The organism is Bartonella sp. 220B (genome assembly GCF_026930205.1).
In the GTDB taxonomy this organism is placed as follows: domain Bacteria; phylum Pseudomonadota; class Alphaproteobacteria; order Rhizobiales; family Rhizobiaceae; genus Bartonella.
Window position 1 is genome coordinate 282,488 of sequence record NZ_JANHOI010000001.1, and the last position, 13,025, is coordinate 295,512.

Sequence of the window (13,025 nt, forward strand, 5' to 3'; positions counted from 1 at the left end):
TTTTTATCTATACGGATAGTCTTACTTGTGATGCGCAAGGGGTGGTTTTGATTGATTCAACATTAGCAGGATTAAAATGAGAGAATCTGAGGATATTCAAGTCTCTCATTCAACAGAAAAAATGATAAATTATCTTTATAAATCAATGCGTTGGTTGAAAATATGCTTCGTAAAAGCATGGGTTCGCACGGGGATGCGTTCTTTTAGCACAAACCAGATTTTTTGAGCAGATTATAAGCGTGCAAAACATCACGAAAGCGTTCTTCTGAAGAACGGTTGCCACCATTGGAATCAGGATGGTGTTTTTTTACCAGCTCTTTATATTTTGCTTTGATATCTTCAGATGAAGCATTTGCTGCTAATCCCAAGGTATCAAACGCTTTGGCTTCTAAAGGTTTTAATTTCCGTGAGGAATTTTTGGTTGCATGACGTTGAGTAAAGAGCGTGAATGGATCACGCATACGGTTTTGGTAAGCTGCTGTGCCAGAGCGAATTTGTGCGTAATGCGCAGCTGTTTTTTTTGATGTGCCATTGCTAAAATCCGTAGTCCATGTTGGACGATGTCCTGTGAGCGCATCTTTTTGGAACTTGGCAATATCTTTATCACTAAGACCAGAAAAGTAATTAAAATTTTTATTATAAGCACGTACATGTTCGATACAAAAATACAGATATTGACCTTCGTGATTTCGACCTGCTGGTGCTTTATGGGCGCCTGCTTTTTCACAGCCTTCCCATTGACATTGTTGGGCTTGTGATTCAGCCTGCCCCTTTTTTTGAGAGCTAATTCGAATTGAGTCAAATAATTTAGATGTTGTTACCATGTCTTTAGGTTTATGCAAAATCAATTGATTTGACAAGAATTGACTTTTGAAAAATTTATTCCACACTTCTTTTACAGATCTAAAGAGACTCATTCCAGAATTTATTTTGTTAAGGAACAAAAATGTCTACCCCGATTCAAACAATAATTAAGATGAAACTCCAAGATGCTTTTCATCCGCAAAAACTTGAAGTCATTAACGAGAGTCACCTTCATGAAGGGCATCTTCATAAAGAGCATGCTTTTGATGGGAAAGGGGAAACACATTTTCGGGTGAAAATTTTTTCTTCTTCTTTTGTCGGCATGACGCGTGTGGAAATCCATCGAGCAATTTATCAAGTTTTACAAAAAGAGCTAGCTACCTGTGTTCATGCTTTGGCGCTTGAAGTTTCTTCTGTTTAATTTCCTTTTTCCATTCAAGTTTTTTCAGAGCGAGGATGTGCTTTTTGATAAATTTCTAATAAGTGGTCTGTATCAACATGGGTATAGGCTTGAGTGGTGGAAAGACATGTATGACCAAGAAGTTCTTGAATAGTGCGTAAATCTCCCCCGCGGGATAAAAGATGGGTGGCAAAAGAATGGCGTAAGGTATGAGGTGTCGCTGTCTCTGGTAAACCAAGGCTTGCACGTAGATTTCGAACGGCTTGTTGAATAATAGCTGGCTGCAAAGGGCCTCCTCGCGCACCGCGAAACATGGGTTGGTTGTTCACTAAAGGATAGGGGCAGCATTTGAGGTAATTCTGTACTGTTTCGTAAACAATTTTTATGAGGGGAACAAGGCGTGTTTTTTGACCTTTTCCCGTGATAAACAAGCTTTTTTTTTCAGGATCAGCAAATTGCTCTGGTGTGAGTGCTAAAGCTTCTGATATTCGCATGCCACAGCCATAAAGGAGCATCAAAACAGCAACATTGCGGGCAGTAATCCATGCTTCATCTTCCTGTTGATTTTCTTGTTTAACAATATGAAGAGCAGATTTTATCGCCAAAGGTTTTGGCAGCGATTTTGGCTGTTTTGGGGTTCGGATAAGCTTAGCAGCTGGCACATTGACAATGCCTTCTTGCGATAAATATCTGAAAAAAGAGCGTAAACCCGCCATCCCTCGACTTAAAGAGCGGGCGCTTATGTTATTTGCTCTGCGATAAGCCAAATAAGCGCGTAAATCGAGAACGCGCAAATTGGCAAGATCATCAAAAGTTGGCTCATACCCTAAATGTTGACAGAGAAAAAACAAAAACTGTCTCGTGTCACATTCATAAGCTTGTGCTGTTTTTGTTGCCATGCGCCGTGTTCGGACAAGATCTTCTAACCAATTTTTCCTTGCCGTCAAAATGGCATGGTTGGCTGGAATCAGGAAGACATTTTCGTCTTTTCTACCGTCTTTTTTTATAGGCATTTTTAGTTGAGAGTCTCTTTCTTTTTCACTGTGTTATTTTCAGAGCTGCTATTTTTCTTTTGCTGTGCTTCTTCGTGATTCATGATGCGCTTTTCACCTTTTAAAGAGAGTATTTTTAAAAGATTATGCGTTGACATCAGATGCGCAAAGATTAGCCCTAAAAAGCCGTTTTTATGGAGTTTAGCAAGTTGACTTGCAGAAAGTTTATTTAATTTTTCTTCATCAACAACCCAAAAATGTTCCAATTGCGCCGAAAGACCTTGGTCATTTTTTACATTAATGGATTTTTGACTGAGAAGATCCATCTCTACAAGGGCGTCAATAAATACAGTGGTTTTTTCCATAGCGATTTTAAAGCTTTCTAGGAAATGAATACGCTCTTCCATAAAAGGCGAAATAGAACCATCCGAATTAAAAAGTTCTGTTCCGGCAACTTCATTAAACATTCCTGATTGCGGATCAAAGCAAACAGAAAGCTCTTTTTCATTTTGAAGTTGTGCAAGTACAAAAGGATAACGACGAACAAAGGCGGGGACATAAGTATTGCGTTCCCAATTTTTATCAGAGGTGATGTAATCATTTTCATCGTTAGATAGACCTACAAGAGCAGCGGATGTATAGTGTTTTTTCTTTTGTTCATCTTCTGCGCACATAAACAAAATAGGGTAGTGTAGAGCAGCTTGAAAATATTCACTGCTTGCTAAAGGAACCCAATGCGTATCTTTCGCAAAGGACATGTCACTTGGAGGAGAAAATTTGAGATTTTTATGAGTAACTTTATTAATTGGGGTAATATCTTTGTAAAACAGCATAATATTTGCCATAAGACTTCTCCTTTTATTCATTTGTTTTTGTTACCAAGAAAGGTCTTTTTGTGAAGATTTTGATGTGGCAACAAGGTTTAATAGCCAAAATTTAAGGAATCATTTTGAAGAGATGATATTTCATATGGAACATAATAAAAAAAAGCCTAAAAATAAAGTCTATCTTGCCATTATTGGTTTGCCTCATGGCATAAAAGGAGACATTTTTGTTAAAGTTTTAAATGGTGAACCACAGAGTTTAAAAACTTATGCTACTCTTTATGATGATATGGGGCGTACTTATGAAATTATAAGACTTCGTGTGCAAAAAAAGAATGCAATTGTGCGTTTTAAAGGGATTGACAACCGCAGTGTTGCTGAAAGTTTAAAAGGGATTCGCCTGTATGTTGCTCGTGAGCAATTGGTAAATGATTTGGACGAGGATGAATTTTATCAGTTTGATCTCATTGGACTTGGTGTTCAAGATTGTGTCGGTCGAATCTTGGGGGAGGTACATGGTTTTTTTAATTTTGGAGCTGGTGATTTGCTTGAAATGCGTTTGAATACGGGTAAAACGGTGCTTATTCCTTTTAGTAAGGCAGCTGTTCCAAAAATTTGCATTGCTTCTGGTTTTCTTGTTGTTGATCCAGTGGCTGCTGGTTTAAGCGATAAGGAAGAGAATGCGGTGGAGAGTAGTGATTTGAAGCAAAAATGAAGCTGTAGGAAAATGACAAAAGTGGAAAGTGAAAAAAGGCAAGACTAAATTTCCCAACAAATTTATTAGCACTTTATCCTAAAATATTTTAGGACTTCTGAAGTAGAGCAATTTTAAAAGCAGGGATATGGTGAGACAGTGTAAATGAGGAATTATATGTTGGATAAAAACATAAGGTTGAGAATACACCTGTTGGTGTTGCCTGTTAATGTTGATTGAGTATGCTTGGGATATAAGGCGAGGATGAATGAAGTTTCAAGCACGCATTTTAACACTTTATCCTGAAATGTTTCCTGGTTTTTTAGGGCATTCGTTAGCAGGGCAAGCTTTAAAGCGAGGGATATGGTCACTGGAGACAGTGCAAATTAGGGATTTTGCGTTAGATAAACACCATAGCGTTGATGATACACCGGCTGGTGGTGGGGCGGGTATGGTGATGCGCGCAGATGTATTAGCGGCTGCACTTGATAGTTGTCCAGATGATTCGCCAAGATTGTTGATGAGTCCACGAGGGCGGATTTTTAACCAAACCATTGCGCGCTCTTTGGCGTGTGAATCAGGGGTGACACTGGTTTGTGGGCGCTTTGAAGGTGTTGATGAGCGCGTTATAGAAGCGCGGGAATTAGAAGAGATCTCTCTTGGAGATTATATTCTTTCAGGGGGGGAAACGGCAGCACTGGTTCTTTTGGATGCCATTATCCGTCTTCTTCCTGGCGTTATGGGAAATGCACTTTCTGGGAAATGTGAAAGTTTTGAGAATGGTTTGTTGGAGCACCCACATTACACGCGTCCTGCTCTTTTCGAAGGACGCAGTATTCCTCCTGTATTGACATCAGGTCATCACAAGGCTATCGCTGATTGGCGTCAAAGCCAAGCCGAATTGTTAACACGCCAACGTCGCCCCGATCTTTATGCGCGTTATCATAAAAATCATCAGAAAACTTGATTCACATTGTAAGGTGGTGTATTGCATGACTCTCTTTATATAAGAGTTTTTCTGTGAAGGGTTTTCTATCGTTCCAAGATAATGAAGAAATGGTGTATTCGCTCCTGCATAAAGCATAGCCTAAAGAACTCTTTATCTTTGTAGAAAAAGTTTTTTAGGTAAGAGTTGAGCGCTCTGACTGTTCGATAAAGAATATGAAGGATAAAGGAAATGAATATTATCGCACAGCTTGAAGCTGAACAATGTGCAAAAATTGAAGCAAAACGCCAATTACCGGCCTTTCAACCAGGGGATACGGTTCGTGTCATGGTTCGTGTAACTGAAGGAACACGTACACGTGTTCAAGCTTATGAAGGAATTTGTATTGCACGTTCAGGTGGTGGGTTGAATGAGACCTTTACAGTGCGTAAGATTTCTTATGGTGAGGGTGTTGAACGTGTCTTTCCAATTTATTCTCCTTTAATTGAAGCTGTTGAACTTGTGCGTCGAGGTAGAGTGCGTCGCGCAAAACTTTATTATCTTCGCGGTTTGAGAGGTAAAGCTGCGCGTATCGCTGAAAAAAGAGAGTATCGGAAAAAAGGTGAAAAGCTTGCTAACAGTGTAGAAGTAACAGCTGTTGTTTCAGATGCAGAAGCGCAGGTTACTGAATAATCGAGTCGGTGGCTGCATCTACTAGAATTTATGTAAAATCGGCTTTTCTGTTGTTCTTTGTGCTTTCCGTGATTCGTGTTTGCACTTAGATTAAGGGGCGTTGAGGGATCTGCGTGTGCATGAGAATGTTGTATCTCTCAAAATTTCTGTGTTCTATTTCTCTTGTAACTATAACTGTAATCTGAAACTTAAAACCTCAGAAAACATATTGTTGATATTGAAAAACGAAAATGCCTATACTTGAAAAAATATATGTTTCTCTTTGAGAAAAGATGTTAGACCTTTGACGTGAAGATAAAATTGTATTAAATTAAAGTGCGTTTTACAGATTGTATCTGTGAAAAAATCGGTTTTTTTAAGCGTGACCTTTAATCCGTTATTTGAGATAACCGACCTGTAATATTGGTGTGTTTGAGACGCCAAATTAAATGGAAATGATAATGCATTTAGTCGTTTTATGCGATTTTATCGCGCATGATGCGGTTGCAGTAAAACCAGGTCAGGATGTTTATGACAGAGACAATTAGGATGAAAGAGCGCCCTCGTTCTCCCCATGTGAGCATTTATCGCTGGACCATCACGATGGCGATGTCTATCGCACATCGTATCACCGGTATGGCTCTTTATTTCGGTATCGTCTTTCTTGCGCTTTGGTTGGTTTCAATTGCTTGTGGAGCTGAGGTGTTTAGAGCCGTGAATGAGATTTATGGATCTGTACCCGGGCTTTGTATCTTATTCTTTTATACCCTTGCTGGAGTTCATCATATGGTGGGTGGTATTCGTCATATTGTTTGGGATCTAAAACCTTGCCTTTTGGCTAAAAAAAAGGCAACAGTGATTGCATGGGCAACAGTGTTTATTTCTCTTATTGTAACCTTCGCCATTTGGATTATTGGGTATAGCATCGTTTAGCTGGGGGTAGAGAGGGCTATGAAAAAAGATTTTCGAACAGAACTTGCAAAAGTACGCGGACGTGGAAGTGCCCATGAAGGAACAGAGCATTTTTGGTTACAGCGTTTGACAGGTTTTATCAATCTACCGCTTTTGGTATTTTTTATTGTTCTTATTCTCTCACTTGTTGGAAAGGACTATAGCATTGTGCGTGCGCGGTTTGCCCATCCTGTTGTTGCTGTTTTAATGGGGTTGATGACACTTTCGGTCCTTTATCATATGAAACTTGGAATGCAGGTGGTTATTGAAGATTATATTCCACGTGAAGGTTTCCGTATATTCTTTTTGACATTAAATATTTTGTTTTGTTTTGTTTGTGGCGGTGTCACCATTTTTGCTCTTTTGAAAATTGCATTAGGGGGTTAAACGTATGGTGAATACAGGATCATCTCTGGGTGCTAAAGCAGGTAATGCCCCGTATCATTTTGTGGATCATAAATTTGATGTTGTGGTTGTAGGGGCAGGTGGTGCTGGTTTGCGTGCTACGCTTGGTATGGCCGAACAAGGATTAAAAACAGCTTGTATTACGAAGGTTTTTCCAACCAGATCACACACGGTTGCAGCACAAGGGGGTATTGCTGCTTCACTTTCCAATATGGGACCTGATAATTGGCAATGGCATTTGTATGATACCGTCAAAGGGTCTGATTGGTTGGGCGATACCGATGCAATGGAATATTTGGTGCGTAATGCACCTGCTGCTGTATACGAATTAGAGCATTATGGCGTGCCTTTTTCACGGACGGAAGAAGGAAAAATTTATCAACGTCCCTTTGGGGGGCATACAACACAGTTTGGTGAAGGTCCACCTGTCCAACGTACTTGTGCCGCAGCCGATCGTACGGGGCATGCTATTTTGCATACACTTTATGGACAGAGTTTAAAACATAATGCGCAGTTCTTTATTGAATATTTTGCACTTGATTTGATTATGACGGATGGTGTGTGTACCGGTGTTGTGGCGTGGAATCTTGATGATGGTACAATACATCGTTTTTCGGCAAAGATGGTTGTTCTCGCAACAGGTGGTTATGGGCGTGCTTATTTTTCAGCAACATCGGCACATACCTGTACCGGTGATGGCGGGGGAATGATTGCACGTGCAGGGTTGCCTCTTCAGGATATGGAGTTCGTTCAATTTCATCCTACAGGGATTTATGGTTCCGGCTGCCTCATTACAGAAGGAGCGCGTGGTGAAGGCGGTTATTTGGTGAATTCTGAGGGAGAGCGTTTTATGGAGCGATATGCGCCTTCCTTTAAAGATTTGGCTTCACGAGATCTCGTTTCACGCTGTATCACGCTTGAAATTCGTGAAGGACGTGGTGTTGGTCCGAAGAAAGATCATATCCATTTGGTCCTTAACCATATTGATCCCGCTATATTGCATGAGAGGTTGCCGGGAATTTCTGAATCAGCACGGATTTTTGCTGGTGTTGACGTGACAAAGGAACCTATCCCCATCCTACCAACGGTTCATTACAATATGGGTGGTATTCCTACCAATTATTATGGAGAAGTACTCAATCCAACAGTTGATTCGCCTGATCGTGTTCAACCAGGTTTGATGGCTGTTGGAGAGGCTGGATGTGCCTCTGTCCATGGGGCTAATCGTTTGGGGTCAAATTCATTGATTGATCTTGTGGTGTTTGGACGTGCTGCTGCAATTCGTGCTGGTGAAGTCATTGATCGTGATGCAGAAATTCCACCAATTAATGAGGGAGCTGTTGACAAAATTATGGCACGTTTTGATCGTTTGCGTTTTGCCAAAGGAGGAACACCAACTGCTGTGTTGCGTGAAAAAATGCAACGGACTATGCAAGAAGATGCTGCGGTGTTCCGTACCGAAGAGTCTCTGCAACAAGGATGTCAGCGGATAAGCCAAATTTGGGATGAATTGTCTGATCTTAAAGTGACAGATCGTTCATTAATATGGAATTCCGATTTGGTTGAAACATTAGAGCTTGAAAATTTGATGGCTAACGCAATTACAACCGTTTATTCCGCAGAAGCACGTTTAGAAAGTCGTGGTGCGCATGCACGTGAAGATTATCCAGAGCGTGACGACAAAAATTGGCGGAAACATACCCTTTCACATTTGTCAAAAGAAGGTAAGGTAACTTTGTCCTATCGGCCTGTTCATGTCAATCCATTAACATCTGAAGCAGATGGTGGTATCGATTTAAAGCGTATCGCACCTAAAAAACGTGTTTATTAAGGGGAGAATGAATTATGGTGCAAATTAAGCTTCCCAAAAATTCTCAAGTCAAACCAGGAAAAATTTGGCCTAAGCCTGAAGGTGCTACTCAACTAACAGAATTTCATGTTTATCGTTGGTCTCCTGATGATGAGAAAAACCCTCATCTCGATACTTATTATGTAGATCGTTCAGCTTGCGGACCGATGATTCTCGATGGGCTTTTGTTTATCAAGAATCATATTGATCCAACTTTGACACTTCGTCGTTCATGCCGTGAAGGAATTTGTGGTTCATGCGCCATGAATATTGATGGAACCAATACCTTGGCTTGTACCAAAGGGATGGATGATGTGAGGCATCCCATTAAAGTATATCCTTTGCCTTCCATGCCCGTTGTCAAAGATTTGGTTCCTGATTTGAAGCGCTTTTATGCGCAACACCGTGTGATTGAACCTTGGTTGCAAACTGTTTCACCAGAACCTGCAAAAGAATGGTTACAAAGTCATTCTGATCGCCAAAAAATCGATGGTCTTTATGAGTGTATTTTGTGTGCTTGTTGTCAAACATCCTGCCCGAGTTATTGGTGGAATGGTGATCGTTATTTAGGCCCAGCGATTTTGCTCCAAGCTTATCGTTGGATTGCTGATTCACGTGATGAGATGTGTGGTGAACGTCTTGATAATTTAGAAGATCCTTTCCGGCTTTATCGCTGTCATACAATTATGAATTGTACACAAACTTGTCCAAAGGGATTAAATCCAGCTAAAGCAATTGCTGAGATTAAAAAACTCATGGTTGAACGTCGCCTTTAAAAACTTAACAATTAATAAGAGACATGGGAAAAACCAAAAGGGATGCATATTTTTTGGCATGATGCACAAGATTCAGGCTGAAAAATTGGCTTTGTATGAAAAAAAACACTTATCACTTCTTAAAAAGAAGCTTTTATTTCTTAAAATAAAAGAGATCCTTTCATTGAAAAATACATGTTGAATCTGCATAGGCTATAACTGATTGGTATTCTAGACGAATTCAACGGTCATAGAAATTATATCTCATTTTATGGATTTTCATGGGCACTCATTTTACATTCTTTTTTATCCATGAAAAATAGATGTTTGCGGTAGTTTTGGTTTTTGCTTTATCATTGAATTTTCTTATATGTTTCTTGCGGGTAAGTGCAAGAAATTTTTTTGAGCAACACAAAATGCCTCATTTCTTTCCAATGTGAAGAGGAGGCCCTATAGCAACTGTAGAGAGTATGATTAAGTATTGTTTGTATTGTTCAAGTTCATGTTGCTTAAAAATAAATAACAAAATTATTAAAAGAAATAAAATTGTGTGCACTAAAAAGCTTGTGCGTGATTTTGTTTTTCCATTGCAGAGATAGTTATCAATGATTCCTTTGCTGTAAAAGGCTGAAAGATTCAACAAAGTGGCAGAAAAGGGAGGGAATGTTTTAAAAAGATCAAATAAAAAGCCGCAACAAATTGTTGCGACTGTTATTATTTTATCTGATTCTTCTCAGAAAAGAGCCTTATTTACACTATCTTCGATTTAGAAAAAATGGGATCATAAAAGACTTCAGAGAGCTTTCTATCCTTGAAAAATAATACCACATCCACTGTAGTGTAAAGCACTATCTTTATCATTTCTATATCAAGTTGACGTCCAATCTCTGATCGTTTGATCAATGTTGCACATCGTTCAAATGTTTGCAACGCATTGTTGGCATGGGTTGTTGTAATTGATCCAGGATGCCCAGTATTCAACGAATTGAGATATTCCCATGCTTCATTGCCACGTAGCTCAGCAAGAAAAATACGATCAGGCGATTGACGCATACAGGCATCAAGACATTCCTCAGCCGAAACACGCCCCACTCCATCACCATAAAGCATATGCACATGATTAGGATGGTTGGGAAGAAAAAGCTCATGGACATCTTCAATGGTAATAATACGTTCTTCTACAGGCACCTTTTCAATTAAAGAACGGGCAAATGTTGTTTTCCCTGATCCCGTTTTGCCGGCAATGATGATGTTGCGTTTATTTAGAACGCATTTTTCTAAAAATTCAAGAATTTTACCTTCACGCTTTAATTGCAGGAGTTGTGCTTCAAACGGTTCTAATCGTGTGAAATCCTGTTTTGAAAGTAAGTCATTTGCTTCCTTCTCTGAAGGTTTATTAAAGCTTACATCGGCAAAATCACTAAATGCTCCTTCACTATTGAGTTCGTCTAGTGTTTTAACCGTGAGAGAATGCTTACGAATCATAAAAGAGAGCGAACCATCGATGACAGCTGGCGTTTGTATAATCGTGCCTCGTTGTCCTCCAGGTAATTGCACGTAATTGATGCTTTTGGGAGCCATACCGTTATAGACGATAATAGCTGTGATAAGCGTCTGTAAAAAAGCAGATGTTAACTCCGGTACGCTATGTACTTGCCATCCCCCCAAGCTTTTTGTCCATACTTCACAGGGACGGCAGATTGATAATTCCGTAATTTTGGGATCTTCTAAGAAATGATCAAGTGGTTGCAGAAGTTGTGCAACTGCTTGATCTTTCTGTATTGGGTTAGCGTGTAACGAGGCTGTAGACATCACTGAAATCCAGATCACGAGCAACAAAAATATTCACTCTTTCCCCTTGGTTTTTGTAGAGTGTTGGTGGGATGTTAATGGAGTTTTGAATAAGGTCGTTCACAACGGATTCAGCACCTTGCACATTTTGAGATTGTGCCTTTTCCTTATTTCCTTGGCCGACTTTTTCTTTTATCCACTCTCCTAAATCACCGATTATGCTCACCATGACGGCTCCACCAAATCGTTGCCAAAAATGTGTATCGACCCAACCACCAATACCCGATTCACCAAGTGGGCCTGTGCCAGGTGAGTCAAGATTGACGATAACACCAGAAGGTGTTTCAATACGTGACCATTGTACAAAAACACGCGTTTGTCCTTGTTGTATGCCGCTTTGGTAAAAACCAACGACTTTAGAACCACGATCTAACAGGACAACACGGCCACTCGTAGAATAAACATCACGTGTTAAATGACATGTCGTCATCCCCGGTTGTGTTGTGATAATTTTTGTTTCCAATGTGCAGTCAATTTGCGTACCCTGCGTAATCAAGAGATCACGGTTATGAAGTTGAACGGCGTGTGATTGACCTAAACGCACAGGCTGCAGCTGGTCGAATAATTCACCACTGCTTCTATCACTTTCAGATGTCTTATTTTTTGAATGTTCTGTCGAGCCTTCGCTACCACTACCATTGTTAAGACCTGAACTGAACATACGTTTGCGCGCTAATTCTTCAGAATCTTTGAGCAAATGTGGCGGAATGGTTGTTTGAAGAAGCTTTGCTAAGGCCGGTGGAATTTCAAGTGCTGAGTCCTCTGTTTGTGTTGGTTTGTCTACTTCTTCTACAACTTTAGGCTCTTCTATAACTCGAGGAGTGTAGCTAGGAATAATTTGTTGCACTGTTTGTTGTGGCTTCTCTTCATCAACGTCTACGGCATTGCGCATTTTTAAAGCCTTCCAAGTCAGAGCAATTGGCACTGCCACTATGACAACGAGGCCTACCATTAATAATGCGCGTGCACCTGGAACTGTTGGACGACGTTCTGCACTTAATTCAGAGCTACCATAGGCACCTTCAATGTGTTTTTGTTCGATGTCGTCAAGTTTTCCGCTTTTTTTATTCTCATCTCCTTTCTTATTGTTGAACATCATTTTCCTCCTTTATTGATACGGTGAACCACCGAAGATATTGTTCCAGTTGTGTTTGGTATACCATTGGGGTCATAGGCTTCATTGAAAATAGCTAAAGCACTTTTGCCAAGCCGTATGAGCCACTTGGGGTTGACCTTATGAACAGCGATGATATCATTAGAACTACCTACAACAGTACGTGGTATTAGGCTTTCATTGCCTTCAGCATCCACTACGTAAATTGATGGCATATCCATGTTGGTAGGAAATTTGAAATAGGTAATACGTCCATTATCCCAGGCGTTTATCGGGGCAATATTTTGGTTGCCGCTCATGGTGTAGCTCAGATTATATCCATTCACGACTTTGTGGAAACCACGTTCAAGGGCAAGGCGTTGCTTGTTTTCCTCTAATTTTTGAGAATCGCTACTGGGATAATGGAAAGCTAATTCGTAAGTAGCTCCAGCACGGTCATTGCGAAATTGTAGCCGAAATTTGTAGCTCCGTTTATCAGTAATAACGATAAGGTTTGTATTGGCGAGTTCCGCTTTGGGTTTAATAAAAATATGCCGTCCTTTATGGGCAAAAGCATAGGCATCCGAATCACCAAAAGCGTGGGTGATATATTGTTCACCTTCTTCAAGGATAATATGTGTTGCTACACCAAGAACCGTCTCAATTTGCACTACATCAGCTACGTTATATGTTACATAGCGTATACGATGATCATATTGCGAGTTAGATGGGGTTTTGAGCGCCTGCACGGGTAGCGTATAAAGAGAAGAAAATGAGTACAGTAAGACAACGAATGCAAGTTTTTTCATA

At 40.2% G+C, this 13,025-nt stretch carries 14 protein-coding genes; 8 read left to right on the plus strand and 6 right to left on the minus strand.

The window, feature by feature from the left end; translation table 11 throughout:
• Positions 1–203: 203 nt before the first annotated feature.
• Entirely contained in the window at positions 204–824 is a 621-nt protein-coding gene (locus NPX99_RS01100) for a J domain-containing protein (RefSeq protein ID WP_269029920.1), read from the minus strand.
• 122 nt (positions 825–946) lie between these two features.
• On the opposite strand from NPX99_RS01100, the gene NPX99_RS01105 reads away from it, so the two are divergent.
• Complete coding sequence (locus tag NPX99_RS01105) at positions 947–1,225, plus strand: BolA family protein (protein ID WP_269029921.1); 279 nt, start codon at positions 947–949, stop codon at positions 1,223–1,225.
• Positions 1,226–1,239: 14 nt separating this feature from the next.
• Here NPX99_RS01105 and NPX99_RS01110 read toward each other — a convergent pair whose 3' ends face one another.
• Together NPX99_RS01110 and NPX99_RS01115 are read right to left on the minus strand one after the other, a co-directional pair.
• Positions 1,240–2,217: a tyrosine recombinase XerC gene (locus NPX99_RS01110; protein ID WP_269029922.1), complete on the minus strand. Its 978-nt coding sequence runs from the start codon at positions 2,215–2,217 to the stop codon at positions 1,240–1,242.
• Between the two features lie 2 nt (positions 2,218–2,219).
• The gene (locus tag NPX99_RS01115) at positions 2,220–3,041 is read right to left on the minus strand and encodes a SapC family protein (protein WP_269029923.1); all 822 of its coding nucleotides are present in this window, start codon (positions 3,039–3,041) and stop codon (positions 2,220–2,222) included.
• Between the two features lie 124 nt (positions 3,042–3,165).
• Between NPX99_RS01115 and rimM the strand changes: the two genes are divergently transcribed.
• The 7 genes from rimM (at position 3,166) to NPX99_RS01150 (ending at position 9,292) form a co-directional block, all read left to right on the plus strand.
• Positions 3,166–3,735, plus strand: coding sequence for a ribosome maturation factor RimM (rimM, locus tag NPX99_RS01120; protein ID WP_269029924.1), 570 nt, complete (start codon positions 3,166–3,168; stop codon positions 3,733–3,735).
• 247 nt (positions 3,736–3,982) lie between these two features.
• Positions 3,983–4,681 carry a tRNA (guanosine(37)-N1)-methyltransferase TrmD gene (gene trmD, locus NPX99_RS01125; RefSeq protein WP_269029925.1) on the plus strand — a complete coding sequence of 233 codons (699 nt, stop codon included), beginning with the start codon at positions 3,983–3,985 and terminating at the stop codon, positions 4,679–4,681.
• Between the two features lie 210 nt (positions 4,682–4,891).
• Positions 4,892–5,332 (plus strand): 50S ribosomal protein L19, encoded by a 441-nt coding sequence (gene rplS / locus NPX99_RS01130; protein WP_269029926.1) that lies wholly within the window; start codon positions 4,892–4,894, stop codon positions 5,330–5,332.
• A gap of 510 nt (positions 5,333–5,842) precedes the next feature.
• Positions 5,843–6,244 (plus strand): succinate dehydrogenase, cytochrome b556 subunit, encoded by a 402-nt coding sequence (gene sdhC / locus NPX99_RS01135; RefSeq protein ID WP_269029927.1) that lies wholly within the window; start codon positions 5,843–5,845, stop codon positions 6,242–6,244.
• 18 nt (positions 6,245–6,262) lie between these two features.
• On the plus strand, positions 6,263–6,649 hold the full coding sequence (sdhD, locus tag NPX99_RS01140) for a succinate dehydrogenase, hydrophobic membrane anchor protein (RefSeq protein WP_269029928.1): 387 nt from the start codon (positions 6,263–6,265) through the stop codon (positions 6,647–6,649).
• A gap of 4 nt (positions 6,650–6,653) precedes the next feature.
• Entirely contained in the window at positions 6,654–8,498 is a 1,845-nt protein-coding gene (gene sdhA, locus NPX99_RS01145) for a succinate dehydrogenase flavoprotein subunit (protein ID WP_269029929.1), read from the plus strand.
• Positions 8,499–8,512: 14 nt separating this feature from the next.
• Complete coding sequence (locus tag NPX99_RS01150; protein ID WP_269029930.1) at positions 8,513–9,292, plus strand: succinate dehydrogenase iron-sulfur subunit; 780 nt, start codon at positions 8,513–8,515, stop codon at positions 9,290–9,292.
• 729 nt (positions 9,293–10,021) lie between these two features.
• Here the strand turns inward: NPX99_RS01150 and virB11 are convergent.
• From virB11 to virB9, 3 genes are read right to left on the minus strand one after another with little or no spacing between them, the layout of a single operon-like run.
• Entirely contained in the window at positions 10,022–11,086 is a 1,065-nt protein-coding gene (gene virB11, locus NPX99_RS01155) for a P-type DNA transfer ATPase VirB11 (RefSeq protein WP_269030025.1), read from the minus strand.
• Positions 11,058–12,218: a type IV secretion system protein VirB10 gene (gene virB10, locus NPX99_RS01160; protein ID WP_269030026.1), complete on the minus strand. Its 1,161-nt coding sequence runs from the start codon at positions 12,216–12,218 to the stop codon at positions 11,058–11,060. The genes virB11 and virB10 overlap by 29 nt, the downstream gene beginning before the upstream one ends.
• A complete protein-coding gene (virB9, locus tag NPX99_RS01165; RefSeq protein WP_269029931.1) occupies positions 12,218–13,024 on the minus strand; it encodes a P-type conjugative transfer protein VirB9 in 807 nt (268 codons plus the stop codon). Before virB9 ends, virB10 begins: the two co-directional genes overlap by 1 nt.
• Between the last annotated feature and the right edge of the window lies 1 nt (position 13,025).